Genomic DNA, 20,030 nt, shown 5'->3' on the forward strand with positions numbered 1-20,030 from the left:
CAGGGGAGAATAACACAGAACCATGCAGTTCTTGGCATCAACAGTCGTACTAACAGCAAGCAGGAGGACTCATGGCGCTCCTAACAAGCTACTACCTGCCCGGCCTCGCCGTCGAGGACCACGCGATCGACGTCCCGCTCGACTGGCGGGGCACGTCCCCCGCGCGCTTGGCGGGCGTCGAAAGCGCGCCTACCTCGCTGCTCGCGGAGGCGTCGGCGGCCGAGAAGTGCGATCCCGCCTTCGAGGGTCGCTCCCTGCGCCTCTTCTACCGCGTGGTCAGCGCGCCGGAGAACGTGGGACGCGACCTCCCGTACCTCGTCTTTCTCCAGGGCGGTCCCGGCGGCGCCAGCCCGCGCCTCACCTCGCCGACAAGCGACGGCTGGGTCGCGGAGGCGGTGCGCCATTTCCGCGTGATCCTGCCCGACCAGCGCGGCACCGGACGCTCCTCGCGCGTGGACGGCGCCACGATCGCGCGCGAGGGCGATGCCGCCGCGCAGGCCCGCTTCCTCAAGCGCTTCCTCGCGGACTCGATCGTCCGTGACCTCGAGTACCTGCGCCTCAAGGAGCTCGGCGGCGTTCGCTGGGTCACGCTCGGCCAGAGCTACGGCGGCTTTCTCACGCTCGCGTACCTCTCCACGTTCCCCGGCGCCGCGGCGGCGTGCTTCACCTGCGGCGGCATCCCGCACGTGCCGGCGAGCGCCGAGGAGATCTACGCCCACACGTTCCCGCGCATGGTCGCCAAGACGAGCCTCCTCTACGAGCGCTACCCGGACGACGAGCGCCGCCTCGCGCTCCTCGCCGGCCGCGCCGCCGTCGGAGACGTGCGCCTGCCAGACGGCTCGCCACTCTCCCCGCGACGCCTGCAGTCGCTGGGGCAGGGCCTTGGCATGAAGCCGGGCCACGAGCGCCTTCACAACCTGCTCGACCTTGCCTTCACTGCCGGCGACGGCTCCGCGGACGCGGCTCTTGCCGCAGTGCGCGGGCACGCCGAGAAGATTGAGCTCTCGCCGGCGTTTCTCGCGGGCGCGTGGTCGACCACCAACGTTGCGGCGAACCCACTCTACTGGGTGCTCCAGGAGCTCATCTATGCGGACGGCGAGCTGGACGCGCCGATCGCGTGGGCTGCGGAGCGCGCCTGGCGCGAGCGTCCCGAGTTCGACCCCGTCGCGCGACCCCTCATGCTCACGGGCGAGGCCTGCTTCCCGTGGATGTTCGAGGAGATGCCGGAGCTGCGGCCCTTCGCGGGCGCGATGGGGTGCCTCATGGCGGACACGTCGTTCGGCCGGCCCTACGACCCCGCGGCTCTTCTCGCCAACGAGACGCCGCTCCAGGCGGCGGTCTACTTCGACGACCTCTACGTAGACGCAAGCCTGCAGCTGGACACGCTCGGCCGCGTGGGCGCGGGCCACGCCTGGGTCACCAACGAATTCGAGCACGACGGCCTGCACGGCGACCGTGTGTTCAAGCACCTGCTGGACGAGGCACGTGACCGCGGCGACCTTGCGGGCCTGCTGTAGCAAGGGTCGTCTTGCCACGAGAATTGGCGGGCGGGATCGAAGTCGCTGACCGAGTGCGCGCCTATGAAGAATTGATTGCCCGACATTGTCGGTGGATTCTATGTGACGACTGGCATAGACTGTAGGCAGCGGGCATATCTCGGCCCTAACGGAGAAAGTTATAAGCGGGCATATCTCGGCCCTAACTGAGAAAGTTATAAGTGAGCGTTTCGCCGCTCTGAGTGCGAGCGTAACAGCGAGGGTGGGCTCTGCCTGCCCTCGATTTGTCTATTTGGGAGGGGTTGAGATGGAAGACATTGGAATCTACGAAGTGAGCGAACGCTATGTCGACTATCTGGCTCCCCTTGCTCCGCACTTGTTTCATAACAAGCGCCACGGGCAGAAGTTCTCCCGAAAGTATATCGGTGTCGTGCTGACGGTGAACGATATGGATTACTTTGCCCCCTTATCCTCCTTCAAGGACAAACATCGAAAGATGAAGGAGGGTTTGGACCTCATCAAGCTCAAGGACTACGCCGTCATCAACTTGAACTGCATGTTTCCCGTTCCCGAGAATCAGTGCACCTATGTTGACATCTCCAAGGTAGAGGACCCCTCGTATCGCTCCCTTCTTCGGGCGGAGTATCGGGAAATCAGGGCTCTCTCCGGACGCATTAGGAAGAGCGCACGGAACCTTTATCGGCACAAGATCAAGAACGGAACGTCGACCCGTTTGGCGGCTCGCTGCAATGACTTTACGGTGCTTGAGACCGCCTGCAAGGAGTTCTTGTAAAAAACGGCCGAGAAGAACGGAGGGCTCGCATGAGTGATGGCATGCCCGGGTGGGCGGCGTGGGGGAGCCTCGCCGAGGAGCAGCTTGCGGGTGAGGCTGAGGCGCTGCTGCGCGAGAGTCGGCGCGCGCCGGTAGAGCGTCGCCGTGTGGAGGCGCTGCTCGACCTCTACGGCCAGAGCTTTGAGACGCTGCCCGACTATCTGCGGCGCATTGTGGGAGAGATTGAGGTCGAGGACTGACCGTCCGCCCACCAGCATGTGCGAATGCTTGCAACTCTCGGTATCATGGGAGTGTTGAATTATTGTCCGGTGCCCTCGCTACGATGGGGACGGTGCCGGTCGTAACGGGAGCGAGCACATGAATGCGCTTGTGAACTGCAAAAACCTAACGGGGGGGGGTTCTCCGAGTAGGAGTGCCCGTCTAGTCCCGCATGCCCTGCTACGCCGCCCCGAGGGGGTGGCGTAGCGAATGGACAATGCCTTTTTCGACAACAGAACCAGTATTCTCAAAGATGACCTTATCAGGGTCATAGAAGAAGGGGATACTGTCTCTATTGCGGCGTCGGTGTTCTCCATGTACGCATTCAACGAGCTTCGCGAGCAGCTCGAGTCGCTCGACGAGTTCCGGTTCATATACACCGAGCCAACCTTTGCCAAGGAGCACGCCAAGAAGGAGCAGCGTGAGTTCTACATCCCGCGCCTTTCGCGCGAGCAGGGACTCTACGGCACAGAGTTTGAAATCAAGCTTCGCAACGAGCTTACCCAGAAAGCCGTTGCGTCGGAATGCGCGAGCTGGATCAGGAAGAAGGCTCGTTTCAGGTCCGCGACAACCGGTCAGGCGCCTGTTGCCCCCGCGCTGACCGTGAGCGGAAAGGAAGACGCCTCTACCTATATGCCCTTCCAGCGCTTTACGGTGGGAGAGCTTGGGGTGGGCGACCATCCTACCGTGACGGGCGTGTCGCGTCTTGACACCTCGACGTCCCGACAGTTCCTTGTCATGTTCGATCAGGCGTGGGAAAACGGGGGGCTCGAAGACGTCACGGATACAGTCGTGGACAACATTCAGGCAATGTATCGGGAGAATGCGCCCGAACTTATCTACTATGCAGCGCTCTATCGAATCTTCCACGAGTTCCTTGACGATGTCTCGGTGGACAACCTGCCCAAGGAGGGAACGGGTTTCCGTGAAAGTGCCATTTGGAACCTTCTCTATGACTTCCAAAGAGACGCGGTCCTTGCCATTATCAACAAGCTCCAGACCTACGATGGCTGCATCCTCGCCGACAGCGTAGGTCTTGGCAAGACGTTCACGGCACTCGCTGTCATTAAGTACTACGAGTCGCTCAATCGCAACGTGCTCGTCCTTTGCCCTAAGAAGCTTTCGGACAACTGGACGATGTACCGCAACAACCAGGTCAACAATCCCATAGCCAGCGATCGTCTCCGCTATGACGTGCTCTACCACACCGACCTCTCGCGCAAGCGGGGCAAGACCGTCACGGGCATGGACCTGGAGACAATCAACTGGGGCGGATATGACCTCGTCGTCATCGACGAGTCCCACAACTTCCGCAACGGCGAAGACACGGCAACTGCGGCAAGGGACGACGGGACGGGTGGTACCGAGAACCGCTATCAGCGTCTGCTCAACCACGTCATTCGCGGTGGAGTCCCTACCAAGGTGCTCATGCTCTCCGCCACCCCCGTCAACAACCGTTTCCGTGACCTGCGCAACCAGCTAAGGCTCGCCTATCAGGGAGATCCGGCTGGGTGGTCGGAGAAGCTGGGGCTCTCTTCCAACATTGAGGACGTGTTCAAGAGCGCCCAGGGTGCCTTCACGGTCTGGTCCAAGCTTCCCGTCGAGGGGCGTAGCACCGAGGCGCTCACTGATTCGCTCGACTTCGACTTCTTCAAGGTTCTCGACCAGGTGACGGTTGCTCGCTCGCGCAAGCATATCCAGCGGTACTACGACGTGAGCGCCATCGGCCCGTTCCCGCGCCGCAACGATCCCATCTCAATCTACCCCAAGCTCTCCACGCTGCCCAACAGCACCACATACAGCGAGATTGCCAACTCGCTTGATCTGCTCAAGCTCGCGGTTTACATCCCATCGCACTATCTGCTGGCTTCGGCTCGAGGCAAGTACGAGGACAGGAATGGCAACCTCACCACGAGCGGTCGCGAGACGGGTGTCCGCAAGCTCATGGCCGCCAACTTGCTCAAGCGTCTCGAGAGCTCCGTCTCGTCGTTCAGGCTCACGCTCGAGCGCGTCTTCTCCGTAATGAACCAGTGCCTCAACACCATTGAGGTGTTCAAGGCGGAGGGCGCGGTTACGGCAAAGGTGGATACCTCCTCTTTTGGCAAAGACTTCGACCTCGACTACGAGGATGCCGACTTCATGGACTTCTCCGTGGGCGGCAAAACGCAGTTCGATCTTCGCGACCTCGATTGGAAAAGCTGGGAGAAGGACGTCCGGGATGACGCTCAGACGATTGAGGGCCTGCTCGAGATGATTCGCAGCATCGATGCCGAGCATGACGACAAGCTCCTGCGTCTCGAACGGCTCATTGCCAAGAAGGCCGAGAACCCCATCAACCCGGGCAACAAGAAGGTCATCGTGTTCACGGCGTTCGCCGACACCGCGAACTACCTTTACGAGAACGTCTCCGAGTTTGCGTCCCGCGAGCTGGGGCTGGGAGTCGCAGAGGTCACGGGATCGGGTGGCGGCAAGACCAACGTTGAGGGCGTCCGCGGGGACCTTTCCGAGATCCTCACCTGCTTCTCACCTGTCTCCAAGGACCGCGACAAGGTCTACCCGCGTCTGCGCGGCAAGGACATCGACATCCTCATCGCCACGGACTGCATCTCCGAGGGCCAGAACCTCCAGGACTGCGACTATCTTGTGAACTACGACATCCATTGGAACCCGGTGCGCATAGTCCAGCGCTTCGGCCGTGTTGACCGCATCGGCTCCAAGAACGACGCCATTCAGCTCGTCAACTTCTGGCCGGATGAAGACCTTGATCACTATATCAACCTCAAGGCGCGCGTCGAGAATCGCATGCACGCCGTCGTCATGACCTCGACCGGCGACGACGACTACATAAACGAGGACGAGAAGGGCGACCTCGAGTATCGCAAACAGCAGCTCGAGCAGATGAAGCATGAGGTCGTGGACCTCGAGGACGTCTCGGGCGGCGTCTCCATCACCGACCTCGGTCTCAACGACTTCCGGATGGACCTCGTCTCCTACCACCAGGAGAACCCGGACATCGACCGCGTTCCCACGGGCATTGATGCCGTGGTGGAAGGCGACACTCCGGGCATCATCTTCGTGCTCCGCAACGTGAATCAGGAGCTCGACGCCAAGACACGCAACCAGATTCACCCGTTCTACCTGGTGTACGTGAGCGACGAGGGCGAGGTCGTGCATGGTTACCTCGATCCCAAAGAGTCTCTCGACGCCATGAGACGCCTGTGCAAGGGTAAGTCCGAACCAGATGCAGCGCTCTGCCGTGCCTACAACAAGGCCACGAAGAACGGGCGAGACATGCGTGCCGCCTCGAGCCTGCTGCGCAGTGCCATCGATTCGATCGTGGAGGAGAAGGCCGAGGCCGACCTCGACAGCTTCTTCTCCGGCGGTACTACGAGCTTCCTCGAGAACGACGTCGCCGGCCTCGATGACTTCGAGCTCGTCTGCTTCCTGGTGGTGAGGCCTCGTGCTTAACCTGCCGAGCACGGTGCTCGTCAACCGTGTGATGCCCAAGAAGGCGTTTTACGAGCACCTCAAGACAACGACTGCCATCAAGGAGCAGTTTGTCCAGCAGATCGAGCGCATCGAGATGGTCGCTTCCATCAAGGAGGCCAGCATCCACATCCCTGGCGACAAGGATGTGGCGGAGATAGATGTCCTCGCGCTCCACCTCAAAGGTGCCGATGTTCCCTACGAGGCAATCGAGTTGGTTGCGCGTTCGATACCCAACAAGCTGCTCTTCGTTTGTCTGACGGACGAGTCCTGCAAGCTGCTCGTGAGGCGAGATCGTCTCTATGAGACGGAATGGGTATCAGTCGATGACGCTAAGCTCGAGCTGGCGGGATCGACCTTAGGAGAGCTGTGGGACTCCATCGCCTCTCAGGTCGTTTTCGGCGACGCCAACTCCGTTGACCTTGCTGGGCGCCTTGAGCGCAAGAGGCGGAGCGAGTCGCTGCGGCTCGAGCTCGAGCAGGTTGAGCGGAAGCGCAAATCAGAAAAGCAAATCGCAAAGAAGAACGCTCTCTTCGATCGCAAACGCGCAATCGAGGCGGAGCTGTCCCGTCTGGAGGGGGAGTCCTGATGGAGAAGCTGTCCCACACCACCGAGAGCATCCTCGACGAGAACGTCGAGAAGCTCGCCGCGCTCTTCCCCGAGGTCGTGACCGAGGTTCGCGAGCCCGACGGCACCCTTCGTCACGCCATCGACGCCGATGCCCTCAGGGAGCGAGTGGGCGACGTCGCCGAGGGCAGCCGCGAGCGCTACCAGTTCACCTGGCCGGGCAAGCGCGAGGCCAAGCAGGAGGCGTACCGCCAGATAGACAAGTGCCTGCGCCCGTGCCCCGAGGAGAGCGTGGACTGGGACACGACCGGCAACCTCTACATCGAGGGCGACAACCTCGACGCGCTCAAGCTCCTGCGCAACACCTACGCCGGCAAGGTCAAGATGATCTACATCGACCCGCCCTACAACACGGGCCACGACTTCATCTACGACGACGACTTCGCGCGGACGAAGGCCGACTACGATGCCGAGAGCGGCGACTACGACGAGAAGGGAGGCCGTCTCGTCGCCAACCCCGAGTCCAACGGCCGCTTCCACTCCGACTGGTGCTCGATGATGTACCCGCGTCTGTTGCTCGCGAGGGATTTGCTGAGTGATGACGGAGTTATCTTTATCTCAATCGACGATGGTGAATTGCAATCACTTGTGCAGATATGTAATGAGATATTTGGCTGCAGCAATGGTTTCCCCACCCTATGCGTCGAGATTTCTAAAACTCAAGGGATGAAAGTTGCGGCTGCCCAAAAAGGACAAATTGTAAAGAATCACGAGTATGTGACTGTTTATTCAGCCAACAAAGAGCTGGCATCATTGAATCGAATGCCTTTATATGATAGGGCGACAAAGTATGATAATCATTTCGATATCATATTAGATGATAAGGGGGCTACTAGATCACTTCTTGAATTTCTAAGGAACACCCCTGAGTCTGCTGAATATTTCGAACGCTACGGGCTTGATTATTCTAAAGACAGTCTTCAAATATTGCTTAATATATCCAGTGAGTTTGAGGAATATTTTTATCGTTATGTCGCAAGTAGGCTATACCAAAAAACTATGATCAATATGTCCTCAATTCAAAAGCTGGACATGCCTGTTGGAAAAGTTGTTGAATATTCTGGATACCTCCTACTAAAGAACAGTAGGGGAAGAATAGAGCAGCTTCAATCATTTGAAAAGACTTTGCATTACTCAGATGAATATAGGCCGAGATTTGAGCGCACTACAATTCGAGGTGCTCTTTGGAAGGGCTTTTATTCTGACATGATGAACGTGGCCAAAGAAGGAGGCGTGGATTTTAAAAATGGAAAGAAGCCCGTCCGTCTAATTGAGCAACTTGCAAAATGGCTTAACAGAAGGGACGCTATCATTCTCGACTTCTTCTCTGGCTCCGCCACCACCGCTCATGCTGTCATGCGGCTCAACGCGGAGGACGGCGGAAGCCGCAAGTTCATCATGGTGCAGCTGCCAGAGGTCTGCGATGAGAAGTCGGAGGCTGCCAAGGCTGGCTACAAGAACATCTGCGAGATAGGTAAGGAGCGCATCCGCCGTGCGGGCAAGAAGATTGCCGCTGAGGTGGAGGAGTCCAACCGCCAGCTCAAGCTCGGTGAGGAGCCAAAGAAGGTTCCGGACATCGGCTTCCGTGTGCTCAAGATCGACTCCTCGAACTTCGAGGACGTTTCTGTGGAACCGGACGGGTTCTCCCAGGATGCGATGCTTACGTTCGCGGACAACCTCAAGCTCGACCGCGCACCCGACGATCTTATCATCCAGGTGATGCTCAAGAAGCAGATCGAGCTCTCGGCTCCTATCGAAAAGCTCCACGTCGACGGATGCACTGTCTTCTCGGTTGACGGCGGGCGTCTGGTCGCCTGCTTCGACAGGGACGTTCCCGTCGAGGTCATGACGGCAATGGCCAAGATGGAGCCCGACTACGCGGTCATGCGCGACGCCTCCTTCGCCGGTGACGATGCCGTCTCAAACTTTGCCGAGATCTTCAAGAACTACAGTTCCATTACCGAGGTCGAGGTGATCTAGGTTATGGAGTTCAAGTTCAAGGTCCAGCAGTACCAGACTCTGGCGGCAGATGCAGTTGCCGATGTCTTCAAAGGCCAGCCCAAAGTTGATGGGCAGCAGTTCGTTCGTGACCTGGGGGCCGGATTCTATAACAAGAGGGGCCAGGCGTTCATTGGCAACTTCGACGGTTCTGATGCTGGTGCCTCTGATGGCTACAAGAACGCTCCGTTAACGATGGGGTCCGACGTTCTTCTCGACAATATCAAGAAGGTCCAGGACCGCAATGGCATTGAGCGCTCGGGCAAGCTCAGCCACGCACTTGGCGCCTGTGAGCTGGACGTTGAGATGGAGACAGGCACCGGTAAGACCTACGTCTACACCGAGACGATCTTCGAGCTCAACAAGCGCTACGGGTGGTCCAAGTTCATCATCGTGGTGCCGAGCGTCGCCATTCGCGAGGGCGTGGCGAAATCACTTGCTATCACTGAGCGGCACTTTGCTGATCGCTACGGAAAGCGCATCTGGTGGTTCGTCTACAGCAGTTCGCGCCTGAACGAGCTCGATGCCTTTGCTAGCCGGAGCGACATCTCCGTCATGGTCATCAACATGCAGGCGTTCAACGCCTTTGACGAGTCCAAGAGTAAGGAGGGACGCGGGGGAGACAAGACCGCCCGCATCATGTTCTCCGAGCGCGACGACTTTGGCAGTCGTCGTCCCATCGACGTCCTGGCGGCAACCAACCCCATCCTCATCCTCGATGAGCCTCAGAAGATGGGAAAGAAGAACAGCGCCACGCGCAAGGCGATGCGGCAGTTCTGCCCGCTCTTCTCGCTCAACTACTCGGCCACGCACGCAGAGCATCACAACGAGGTCTACGCGCTTGACGCGCTTGATGCCTACAACATGCGCCTTGTGAAGCGCATCGAGGTCAAGGGCTTTGAGGTGCGTGGTATGCGTGGCACAGACGGCTATCTCTGCCTGCAGGAGATCAAGGTGAGCAAGGCCGCTCCTGTCGCGCGCATCGAGTTCAAGAAGCTCATGGCTAACGGCAGCGTGAAGAAGGTCATCGGCTCGTTCGATGAGGGTGATGACATCTATGTTGCCTCGGGCGAGCTCGAGGCATATCGCAACGACTTCGTGGTCTCTGAGATTCGCGCCGACCGGGACGGTGCCCTTGGCTACGTGCGCTTCCGCAATGGCGAGGAGCTGCGTTGCGGCGAGGTTGTCGGTGACACCGTGGGCGAGGACATTCGTCGTGTACAGATTCGCGAGACCATCAAGAGTCACCTCCAGAAGGAGGAGCAGCTCTACTCACGGGGCATCAAGTGCCTCTCGCTCTTCTTCATTGATGAGGTGAAGAAGTATCGCGAGTATTCAGTTGATGATGGGGAAGAGCTGACGGTCGGCTACGGCAAGGTTTTCGAGGAGGAGTACGCCGCTGCTGTAGCAGAGAGGCTTGGCTCTCCCCGCATTGGGGACGACGCACCCGGCTCCTATGCCTCGTATCTCAAGCAGTTTGAGCCGAGCCAGGTGCACAAGGGGTACTTCTCGATTGACAAGAAGGGTCACGCGATCAACAGCACCACCAAGCGCGGCTCCGAGGACTCCGATGACGAAAGTGCCTACGACCTCATCCTCAAGAACAAGGAGCGCCTGCTCTCCTTCGAGGAGCCTACGCGCTTCATCTTCTCTCACTCGGCGTTGCGCGAGGGATGGGACAACCCCAACGTCTTCCAAATCTGCACGCTCAAGGAGTCTGGCTCCGAGACGAGCAAGCGACAGGAGGTTGGGCGCGGTATGCGTCTGTGCGTGAACCAGGAGGGCGACCGTCAGGATGTTGGCGCGCTCGGCGAGGACATGGTCCAGAAGGTGAACCTGCTTACGGTCATCGCGTCCGAGAGCTATTCGAGCTTCGTGAACGACCTGCAGAGGGACATCCGCGCAGAGCTGCGCGAGCGGCCGAAGAAGGTCACGAGGGAGTTCCTCCGGGACTTTCACTATGTCGGATCGGGCGGCGTGAAGCTCGAGCTGGATGGCGAGCAGGCCGAGCTCGTGCACAACGTGCTGGTGAAGCTCGAGTACGTTGGCCTCGACGGCAGCGTCACCGACAAGTTCAAGACCGAGGGCATCAGGCGCGAGGAGATCGAGACGCTCCCCGTTGCCGCGCGCACGGTTATCGAGCAGAAGCTCCCGCTTATCGAGACCGCTCTGACGAGCGTCTTTGACGGCTCGGTGCTCGATGACATGGTGAGCAACGGTCTCGAGGCGAAGGTCCTCTCCAACCCCCTGAACGAGAACTTCGGAAAGAGGGAGTTCCAGGAGCTCTGGAACAAGATCAACTTCAAGCAGGCATACACCGTTCACTTTGATGACGACGAGCTGCGCCGCAAGGCGGTGGACAACATCGACCGCAACCTCATGGTCTCCAAGGTGACGTATCGCATCGTCACGGGAGAGCAGGCAAAGGAGGGGAGCGCCGAGCAGCTTGACTCGAAGAGCCGCTTCGAGGTGAGTCACACCGAGACGCACAGTCTCTCGGAGGTGTCTCCCATCCACGTCAAGTACGACCTGGTGGGTGAGGTTGCCAAGCGTGCGAAGATCACCCGTCGAAGCGCGGCGAGGATTCTCTCCGAGATGAGCCCCGTGAAGTTCGCTCTCTTTAAGGAGAACCCCGAGGAGTTCATCGCCAAGGTGGGAGACGCCATCGTTGACGAGAAGGCGACGATGATCGTGGAGCACATCAGCTACAACCGACTCGAGGAGCGTTACGACGCGGCAATCTTCACCGAGACGATGCCGGAGAGCATGGCGCGCGCCTACCGGTCCAAGAAGAACGTGCAGGACTACGTGTTCCCGGACGGGACTGCAGTGAAGTCAGTGGAGCGGCGGTTTGCCGAGGACCTGGATGCGGCTGACGAGGTGGTCGTCTACGCCAAGCTGCCGCGCTCGTTCCAGATACCGACGCCGGTCGGCAACTACGCCCCCGATTGGGCTATCGCCTTCAAACGTGAGCGCGTGAAGCACGTCTTCTTTGTCGCGGAGACCAAGGGATCGATGAGCACGTTGGATTTGCGTCCTATCGAGCAGGCGAAAATCGCGTGCGCGAAGAAGCTCTTCAACGAGATGGGCGATGCCGACGTGCACTACGACGTGGTGGATAGCTATGAGAAGCTGCTGAGGATTGTGGGTGAGTGATCGTGAACTCTACGGAGGACATGAAGCGCAGGCTTGAGATGCGCGACATGCACGATTTTTTCCTGAACAAAATCAAAGGAGCAATGGATAGCGAGAATTATTTTGAGGCTGCGTGGCTCGAGTATTCTTGTCTTGAGAATCGATACTTTCGCACGCTCGGTAAGTATAAAACAGCATGTAAATACTGTAAGGGAAAATGCAAGAGTAAGAAGAACGAACTTGCGTTGAGAACCAAGGTTAGGTGCGTCCAAAGACTTATGGACGCTGGCATCAGTTGTGTCTCGGAGTCGTTTTCTCCGGATCAGATATCGAGTACGCTTTCATGGATTAAGAAAAGAAACTATCTCATGCATAGTTTACTGGCTCTAGAAACCTACCAAGAATCATTTGACCATTCGTTTCGGGAGCTCGCAGGCGAGGGCTATGATCTGGTTGTCCAAACGTATCAATCCTGTACACGTTTTCGGGCAATCTTCTTTAGTGAGAATTATATATTTAATTTCCCTGAAGAGTGCATGGAGAAGTGCGCATGCAACGTTAAAGCTAGGGAAAGAACCATAGAGCTATAAAGGCGCTCGGGTTGTAGGGGCGCTCGACTTGTAGATTACCAGAGTCAACCTAGTCAATCTCGCAAGCGGGTACAATCGTCCAAGTTGCGGCAAGATTGGGGGGATGTCACATGCGCATATGGAAGGACCCAAGCGGCAACCTCGTGGACGACCAGCGTCTCCTTGCGTACGTGAGCGCCCACGGCAGCCTTTCCAAGGCCCTTGCGTCAGGTGATTTCGTGCTCGTGAGCGACAATAATGAGACGGCGAGCCGCAAGCGTCCCAGCAAGCAGTTTGGCGAGCGTCCACGCCTTGCCGACTACCTCTAGGTCGTGAGGCCGATGCCCGACGTTCTTCTCGCCAGCTACGAGGGCCTTGTCTCGAGGTGGAGGGAGCTCCCCGCCCCTTCGCGCGAGGCGCGTGTGGACGACTTTGTCCTCAACTACGCCTATAACTCCGGAAAGATAGAGAACGACGCCATCACGTATCACGACACTCACGAGGTCTTTGAGAACGGTCGCATTGTCGCCTTCACCGGTGACGTGCGGACGCTCTTTGAGATACAGAACCTCAAGACCTCCTGGGAGTGGGCGAGGCCGCTCGCAAATTCCGGGTTGCAGCTCACGGAGGATCTTGTCCTTAAGGCTCACGAGCTCCTGACCTACGGCACGTACGACGAGCAGCGTTGGGGGAGTGGGGAGAGGCCCGGCTCGTACAAACTGGGTGACTACGTTGTTGGAGCGAAGGCGGTTGGCGCTGACGCGGCGGACGTCCCCGAGCTCATGCGGGATCTCCTCGATGATGTGAACACCTACCTTTCTGATGATGGTCATGCGCTCACCGTCGCCGCCTATCTCCATGCCTCGCTTGTTGACATTCATCCGTTTGCCGACGGCAACGGGCGGGTGGCTCGCCTGCTCATGAACATGGTCCTTCTTGCCATGGGTCACCCGCCGGTGGTGATCAGGGAGCAGGACCGGATGGCGTACTATGGCGCGCTCGACGCCTTCCATGATGAGGGCGACCTTGAGCCTTTCAAGCAGTTCCTCGTGACCGAGTGCCTTCTCACCTGGGATGGGGCCGTGTAGGCATTTATGTCCGGCCTCCCTGATACGCTTTGCGTGAGGATTCGGGAGGAGGTACTCCATGCCGCGTGCGCTGCCGGACATAGCGGACCTTGCGCCATTTGACGGCGTGCCGCTGCGCTTTGCGTGGGAGGCTTCCGTCGTGGGGGCGCGCTACCACGGGGCGGAGGGGGCGTGCCTGCGGCTGCGACTGGGCGACGAGGTCGATCTGGTGCGCGAGCCCGAGAACGCCCACGACGCCGACGCCATCCGCGTGGAGCATGGCGGTGAGCTGCTTGGATATCTGCCGGCAGAGTTCGCCCGCGCCTGGGCCGGCGCGCTTGACGCAGGCGTGCGCACGCGTTGCGAGGTGCTCAGGCCCACGCAGAAGAACACCGTGCGCGAGGACGTGGCCGTGCCGCTCGTCTGGGTGCGCTTCTACGCCCGGGAGCAGCGCTACGAGCTCTGTGACATGCGCTATCGACCACCCTTGAGAAACCCCTTTGACGGAGGGTGGTCCGATCCCCCGGAGCATTGCTTCTATCTCGCGGACGACGATCCGGCGGGTCGTCACCGCCTGGGCGACGTGATGGTCTCGGCGGACGAGAAGACCGTGGTGGGGCTGCCGGAGGGCGCCGAACCGCCGGCGGTTCTCGTCATCCCCGAGGGCGTGCGCGAGATTGCGCCGTGGGCCTGCGCGCAGTCCGGCGCCGGGGGCGTCATCCTGCCGGACACGCTCGAGCAGATCCACCAGTTCGCCTTCGCCGAGGCGTCGGGCTGGCTCGTCCGCGTCCCCGCAGGCGTCCGCCACGTCGCTTCGGGTGCCTTTGCCGCACGTGCCACCTATGGCGAGGGGTGGCGTCCCTGCTACTTTGAGGTCGACGGCGCGAACGAGCGCCTCTGCTCGCGTGAGGGCTCGCTGCTCGGGCGCACGGCCGACGGGCTCGAGCTGCTCTCGCTCTACGCTGACCTGCCGAGCCACGAGCATGACGACCCGGAGCTCCCGTCTGCGGGCGTCGACTACCGCGTGCCGGAGGGCACGACGCGTGTCGGCGCCGCCGCGATTAGCGTGAGCCCCATGACCTTCTCGCCCACGCGCCTTCTGGCGCCCGAGCCCCTGGGCGTGCTCGACGCCGGCTCGTTCTCGTGGGGCGCGCCGGACGAGGGCGTCGTCGTGGACTGGGGAGGTCGGTCATGAGGCCCGAAGACGTCATGACCCGCCTTGTGCTCGCCGCGCTCGCGGACGACGCGGAGGCGTGCGCCGAGCTGCTCTCCTCCGGCGAGCCGGCGGAGATGCCCGCCGTCGCGCTCTCGCGCGCCATCGCGGCCGGCAGCTCTCGCGCGGCGCTTGCGCTCGCCGGGTGGGGCGTCACGCTCGCGCCGTACCCGGAGGCGGTCATCGTCCCCGGGGACACGCTCGCGCGACGAGAGGGGAGAGTGAGGGGCTACCTCCGCGATCTTCTCGCCTTGGGAAGCGGGCGGCTCGAGTTCTGCGGTCGACATCGCCCGCGGCGCCCCGCCCCGGGCCACGAGTTCTCGGGCTGTCTCTACCTGCATGCGATCTCTCGTGCGAGCGGCCCGGTACTGAGCGCCCTTCTCGACGCGAACTTGCTCTCGGCGCGCGACCGCGCCGGCCTCATGCTGGTCGCAGCGAACTACTGGGTGAGCTGGCGGGACGAGGGCCTCCTCGAGACGGCCGTGCTTCTCGCCCGCTCGCTTGGGGAACGCCCCCCGTACCCGACGATCGACTTCAAGAGCTGCGGGCTGGGGAACTATATCGCCTCCGATCTCTTTGACCTGGCGGCCTGTCGCCCGGCCACGTGGCTGGGGAGCTATCTGCTCCGTGCGGCGCGCGTGGCACGGGAGGGCGGGGTGCTGCTCTCGTATGCGCACCTGGCCTCGCGCCTGACCGGGACCACGCGTCGTCCGAGATACGAGGCGGAGCTGCGCCGTGTGGTGGGCGAGGTCGGCCTCGATCTCTTTGGTACCACCGGCCCCTTGCCGAGGCGTCCGCGCCTCTGACGGACGGGGCGGCGCGCGCGGCCGCGACGGGCGCTACAATGCCCCCAACAGGCCGAGGACAGGAGGTGTCCCATGGCAGATTCGCTGAAGCCGCAGTACGACGAGCTCGTCGCCAAGTGGAGCGCCCTCGCTCCCGAGCGTCGCGAGGAGCTGCTCGCGGAGTTCGTGCCCGACTACGTCTACAACTCCGAGAAGATCGAGAACTCCGAGCTCACCTACGAGACCGTCAGACAAATCGTGGAGACGGGGTCCGTCACGGGCTATACCGGTGACGTCCAGCTGCTCATCGAGACTTACAATCTGAAGCTCTCCTGGGACCTGGCGCGCGTCAAGCTCGCCGAGGACCCGTGCCTGTCCGAGGAGCTCATCCAGGAGGCGCAGGGCCTCGTGACGATGGGCACCTACGACGAGAAGCGCCTGCTTGCCGGCGAGCGCCCGGGCACCTTCAAGCTCGAGAACTACGTGGGCGGCCCGGCGAGCGTGGGCATCCCCGCGGCGGAGGTCCCGCGCGCGGTGGGTCTTCTCGCCGACGATGTGAACACCTACCTCGAGGAGGGCGAGCGTCGTCTCACCATCGCGGCCTACCTCCATGCCAAGCTCTTCGACATCCACCCCTTCGCCGACGGCAACGGGCGTACGGCGCGCCTGCTCATGAACGGCGTCCTGCTCGCGATGGGCATGCCGCCGATTGTGATCCACGCGCAGAACCACGCCGCCTACCACGCGGCGCTCGACGTCTTCCACCTGGAGGGCGACCTCGGCCCGCTCAGGCGCTTCCTGCGCTCCGAGACGATGCTCACCTGGGAGGGCCTGCTCGACGACTGACGGGAGGCGCGCATGGACGACCCCATCCGCACGGTCCTGGGACCCGACGGCATGCACATGGAGCAGGAGTTCGGCTCGCTGCGCTGGGACGTCCTGACGGGGGAGACGTCGACGGTCATCGGCGAGCCCGGGGATGGCCTGCGCGTGGTGACGCGCCCGGACGGCACGAGCGTCACCGAGCAGCAGGTCGGCAACATGCGCTTCTCGCCCGACCGCGGCGTCGAGACCATCTTCTAGCATGGCGGGCAACCCCTTCGACTTCAATCGCAACGGCCGGTGGTCCACCTCCGAGCGCGCCTTCACCCACTACGGCGTCGACCCGCTCGTGCGGGGAGGCGGCTCCGGGTCGCCCGGCTGCGGGAACGGCTGTCTGGGGTGTCTGACCCTGCTGGTCCTGTGCTGCTTCGTCTACCTTGGGTGGCTCGTGCTCACGCTGCTCTTCTCGCCGGGGGCATGAGCGCGCCAGCCGCGCCCGCCTCCCGGAGGTTATGCAACATCTGCGAGGTTATGCAACGTCCGTCTGGCGACACGATCTTATCGCCAGCTAATTTACCTGCAAATATATGTCTTTCATCCTTACTTACGGCTGTGACAACGTTGCATAACCTCAGCAACGCCGCATAACCTCGGGGCGGCGCCTGAAGCGCGTGCCGCAGGAGGCGAGAAGAACGGTCCCGTCGGACTCCGAGCGCCGCTCCTCCACACGTTCTTCTCGCGCGAGAAAAAGTCCTTGCATCGGGCGACGCGGTTTTGCATAATAGTCGAGCTGCTTCAAGAGGTGGCGAAATGGTGGGCGTAGCTCAGTTGGCAGAGCGACGGACTGTGGCTCCGTAGGTCGAGGGTTCGAGACCCTTCGCCCACCCCATCTAATCGAATACGGATCGTTAGCTCAGCTGGTAGAGCAGGGGACTCTTAATCCCAAGGTCCAGGGTTCGAACCCCTGACGATCCACCATTTTTGGATCGTTAGCTCAGCTGGTAGAGCAGGGGACTCTTAATCCCAAGGTCCAGGGTTCGAACCCCTGACGATCCACCACGATAAGGCGGGGGTCGTCGCAAGACGACCCCTTTTCTGTAACCAGGGAGGCCGCGTGTCCCGTCCGTCGTCCAACATGCCGAGAAACACGAAGCTCCGCGGGCCGCTCGCGCTCGTTGCCGCGCTGCTCGTCGCCGTTGCGACCGCGTTCGGGTCCGGTGCCGTCTCGCCGTCCGGCGGCCAGTCGGCGCAGGTCGGGAGCATCTCGACGCAGCAGACGGAATACAACACCTGGAACCAGGAGGACTACCCGGAGTACTACCGCATCGTCGGGAGGGCCGACGTCGACGTCGAGCTCGAGCCCGGTGAGATCAGCTACGAGGGCATGGACGAGCTCGGTCGCACGGGCCGCGTCGCCGCGTGCGTCACGCTCGAGATGGCGCGCGAGGGCAGCGACCGTGAGCGCGAGGACATGTCGTGGATCCATCCCTCCGGCTGGGGCCACAACCGCGAGGTCGACATCGTCATGCCCGACGGGGACACCTATCACGGCGCGCTCTTCAACCGGAGCCACCTGCTCGCCAAGTCGCTCGGCGGCGAGGAGGTCCCCGAGAACATGGTGACCGGCACCCGCACGCAGAACGTGGGCGACAACCACGGGCAGGATGGCGGCATGGCATATGCGGAGGAAATCGCCCGGGACTGGCTGTGGGACCACCGCGACGGAACGCTCTACTACTCCGCCACGCCCGTCTACGAGGGGGACGAGCTCGTCTGCCGCAGCGTCATCGTGGACGTGCGCTCCTCCGACGGGAGCCTCGACCAGCAGATCGAGGTCTTCAACGCCGTCGGCGGGTTCGAGATCGACTATGAGACCGGCGAGTTCTGGGAGGTCTGACGTGTCAGAGGGGCTTGAGGCGATTCGCCGCGCGCTCGAGGATGACCCCGTGCTGTACGAGGGCGTCCTGCGCACCGACCGTGAGTGGGAGGGGAGGATCTTCTCGGTCGAGCACCTGGAGGTCGAGCTCTCCGACGGCTCCCACGACTGGCGCGAGGTCGTGCGCCATCACGGGGGCGCCGGCGTGGTCGCGGTCCTCGACGGGCGCGTCTGCCTGGTGAAGCAGTATCGCGTGGCACTCGGTCGCATGACGCTCGAGATCCCCGCGGGCAAGGTGGACCCGAGCGAGCCGCGCGACGTCTGCGCGGCGCGCGAGCTCACCGAGGAGACGGGGCTCGTCGCCGAGCGGCTCGAGCTGCTCACCGAGTCCTACGGCGCGCCGGGCTTCACCAACGAGCACACGTCGGTCTACTTCGCGCACGGCCTCACCCAGGGCGAGGCGTCCCTCGACGAGGGGGAGTTCCTGAACGTCGTGTGGGTGCCGCTCGACGACGCGGTGGAGGCAATCCGCGCCGGGCTCATCGACGACGCGAAGACCGTCTCGGGCATTCTCGCGGCGAGGGCCTACGGGATGCTCTAGAATGATTGCTCGCCGACCGCGCGTCGGCCGAGAAACGCGCCCTTAGCTCAGTTGGATAGAGCCGCGGACTTCTAATCCGAAGGTCGGGGGTTCGAATCCCTCAGGGCGCACCAGAGCGAGTCTGGGCCGGGCCCACAAACGCGGGTCCGGCCTTTTGCCGCCTCCTGCGGCGGCGAGTGGCTCGCTCGCAAAATTTCGGCTGGCCACGGGGGGATATGAGTCATACTTAACAGGTGCGAGCACATCCGTTGGAAGGAGCGCGCGTTGATCTATACGATGACGTTGAACCCTGCCCTCGACTACGTCATGCACCCGCTGACGCTCGACATGGGCTTCACCAACCGGTCCTCCTCCGAGGAGCTGCACTGCGGCGGCAACGGAATCAACATCTCCACGCTGCTCAACGAGCTCAACGTGCCCAGCATCGCGATGGGAATCGCGGCGGGCTTCACCGGCGACTACCTCCTCCACCGTCTCCAGGAGAAGGGCGTCGCGCTGAACTTCGTCCTTCTCGACCGCGGCTACACCCGCATCAACATCAAGCTCAACGGCATCGTCATGACGATGGTCAACGGCATGGGCCCCAAGATCCCCGAGAAGAAGGTCGACGAGCTCCTCGAGCGCATGGACGTCGTCGGCGCCGACGACACGCTCGTCCTCACGGGGTCCATCCCCAACTCGCTTCCCGAGGACATGTACATGCAGATCATGCGTCGCCTCGGCGGCCGCGGCATCCAGTTCGTGGTGGACGCCCCGGGCCAGCTCCTGATGGAGTCCCTCGAGGCGCACCCCTTCCTCATCAAGCCCAACAACCACGAGGTCGGGCGCATCTTTGGCGTTGAGATCGAGGAGCCCGAGGAGTGCATGCCCTACGCGCACAAGCTCCAGGACGCGGGCGCCCGCAACGTCATCATCTCCTGCGGCGGCCACGGGTCGCTGCTGCTCGACGAGAACGGCGCGGAGCACGTGGTGCCCACCGCCAAGATCAGGCTCGTCAACGCCACGGGCGCCGGCGACTCCATGGTCGGTGGCTTCCTCGCTCAGGTCACGCGTGGTGCCGACTATGAGACGGCGCTGATCTTCGCCTCCGCCTGCGGCACCGCGACCGCGGCGAGCAAGGGCATCGCCAAGCGGGCCACGATCGACCGCGTGGTGGCCGCCCTCTACAAGAAGATGGGCCGTGCCATTCCCGGCACCATCGCCCGTGACATGGAGAACAACCGCGCGCGCGAGGCCGCCCAGGAGGCGGCAGCCGAGAGGTAGCCTCGGCGCTCAGGGGTCACATCGCCCGAGAGGGCGTGGAC

At 61.7% G+C, this 20,030-nt stretch carries 17 protein-coding genes and 4 tRNA genes; all 21 read left to right on the top strand.

Annotation, left to right across the window (positions count from 1 at the left end):
• Window positions 1–71: 71 nt before the first annotated feature.
• Window positions 72–1,517 (top strand): alpha/beta fold hydrolase, encoded by a 1,446-nt coding sequence (locus B5F73_RS00925; RefSeq protein ID WP_087225053.1) that lies wholly within the window; start codon window positions 72–74, stop codon window positions 1,515–1,517.
• Between the two features lie 286 nt (window positions 1,518–1,803).
• Window positions 1,804–2,289: a type III toxin-antitoxin system ToxN/AbiQ family toxin gene (locus B5F73_RS00930; RefSeq protein WP_087225056.1), complete on the top strand. Its 486-nt coding sequence runs from the start codon at window positions 1,804–1,806 to the stop codon at window positions 2,287–2,289.
• A 29-nt stretch (window positions 2,290–2,318) separates the two neighbouring features.
• Entirely contained in the window at window positions 2,319–2,528 is a 210-nt protein-coding gene (locus tag B5F73_RS00935; protein WP_087225059.1) for a hypothetical protein, read from the top strand.
• Between the two features lie 334 nt (window positions 2,529–2,862).
• Window positions 2,863–6,015 carry a helicase-related protein gene (locus B5F73_RS00940; protein WP_204206228.1) on the top strand — a complete coding sequence of 1,051 codons (3,153 nt, stop codon included), beginning with the start codon at window positions 2,863–2,865 and terminating at the stop codon, window positions 6,013–6,015.
• Window positions 6,008–6,622 carry a DUF4391 domain-containing protein gene (locus B5F73_RS00945; protein WP_087225066.1) on the top strand — a complete coding sequence of 205 codons (615 nt, stop codon included), beginning with the start codon at window positions 6,008–6,010 and terminating at the stop codon, window positions 6,620–6,622. Before B5F73_RS00940 ends, B5F73_RS00945 begins: the two co-directional genes overlap by 8 nt.
• Window positions 6,622–8,640 carry a site-specific DNA-methyltransferase gene (locus B5F73_RS00950; protein ID WP_087225069.1) on the top strand — a complete coding sequence of 673 codons (2,019 nt, stop codon included), beginning with the start codon at window positions 6,622–6,624 and terminating at the stop codon, window positions 8,638–8,640. Before B5F73_RS00945 ends, B5F73_RS00950 begins: the two co-directional genes overlap by 1 nt.
• Window positions 8,641–8,643: 3 nt before the next feature.
• Window positions 8,644–11,814, top strand: a complete 3,171-nt coding sequence (locus tag B5F73_RS00955; RefSeq protein ID WP_087225072.1) for a DEAD/DEAH box helicase family protein — start codon at window positions 8,644–8,646, stop codon at window positions 11,812–11,814.
• Between the two features lie 679 nt (window positions 11,815–12,493).
• On the top strand, window positions 12,494–12,691 hold the full coding sequence (locus B5F73_RS00960) for a hypothetical protein (protein WP_087225076.1): 198 nt from the start codon (window positions 12,494–12,496) through the stop codon (window positions 12,689–12,691).
• Between the two features lie 12 nt (window positions 12,692–12,703).
• Window positions 12,704–13,450, top strand: a complete 747-nt coding sequence (locus B5F73_RS00965) for a Fic family protein (RefSeq protein ID WP_087225079.1) — start codon at window positions 12,704–12,706, stop codon at window positions 13,448–13,450.
• Window positions 13,451–13,508: 58 nt separating this feature from the next.
• Window positions 13,509–14,624, top strand: coding sequence for an HIRAN domain-containing protein (locus tag B5F73_RS00970; protein WP_087225082.1), 1,116 nt, complete (start codon window positions 13,509–13,511; stop codon window positions 14,622–14,624).
• Entirely contained in the window at window positions 14,621–15,448 is an 828-nt protein-coding gene (locus B5F73_RS00975; RefSeq protein ID WP_087225085.1) for a hypothetical protein, read from the top strand. The genes B5F73_RS00970 and B5F73_RS00975 overlap by 4 nt, the downstream gene beginning before the upstream one ends.
• 72 nt (window positions 15,449–15,520) lie before the next feature.
• Complete coding sequence (locus B5F73_RS00980) at window positions 15,521–16,273, top strand: Fic family protein (RefSeq protein ID WP_087225088.1); 753 nt, start codon at window positions 15,521–15,523, stop codon at window positions 16,271–16,273.
• A gap of 12 nt (window positions 16,274–16,285) precedes the next feature.
• A complete protein-coding gene (locus B5F73_RS00985) occupies window positions 16,286–16,510 on the top strand; it encodes a hypothetical protein (RefSeq protein WP_087225091.1) in 225 nt (74 codons plus the stop codon).
• A 1-nt stretch (window position 16,511) separates the two neighbouring features.
• On the top strand, window positions 16,512–16,730 hold the full coding sequence (locus B5F73_RS00990) for a hypothetical protein (RefSeq protein WP_087225094.1): 219 nt from the start codon (window positions 16,512–16,514) through the stop codon (window positions 16,728–16,730).
• 332 nt (window positions 16,731–17,062) lie between these two features.
• Window positions 17,063–17,138, top strand: a tRNA-His gene (locus B5F73_RS00995).
• Between the two features lie 13 nt (window positions 17,139–17,151).
• Window positions 17,152–17,227: transfer RNA gene (locus B5F73_RS01000), tRNA-Lys, on the top strand.
• Between the two features lie 5 nt (window positions 17,228–17,232).
• A tRNA-Lys gene (locus B5F73_RS01005) sits at window positions 17,233–17,308 on the top strand.
• A 55-nt stretch (window positions 17,309–17,363) separates the two neighbouring features.
• A complete protein-coding gene (locus B5F73_RS01010; protein ID WP_239379751.1) occupies window positions 17,364–18,146 on the top strand; it encodes a DNA/RNA non-specific endonuclease in 783 nt (260 codons plus the stop codon).
• A gap of 1 nt (window position 18,147) precedes the next feature.
• Window positions 18,148–18,726 carry an NUDIX hydrolase gene (locus tag B5F73_RS01015; RefSeq protein ID WP_239379752.1) on the top strand — a complete coding sequence of 193 codons (579 nt, stop codon included), beginning with the start codon at window positions 18,148–18,150 and terminating at the stop codon, window positions 18,724–18,726.
• A gap of 36 nt (window positions 18,727–18,762) precedes the next feature.
• Window positions 18,763–18,839 (top strand) — tRNA-Arg (locus tag B5F73_RS01020).
• A gap of 151 nt (window positions 18,840–18,990) precedes the next feature.
• The gene (locus B5F73_RS01025; RefSeq protein ID WP_087225099.1) at window positions 18,991–19,989 is read left to right on the top strand and encodes a 1-phosphofructokinase family hexose kinase; all 999 of its coding nucleotides are present in this window, start codon (window positions 18,991–18,993) and stop codon (window positions 19,987–19,989) included.
• The last annotated feature ends 41 nt before the right edge of the window (window positions 19,990–20,030 follow it).

Source organism: Olsenella sp. An270, assembly GCF_002159735.1.
Lineage (GTDB): Bacteria > Actinomycetota > Coriobacteriia > Coriobacteriales > Atopobiaceae > Thermophilibacter.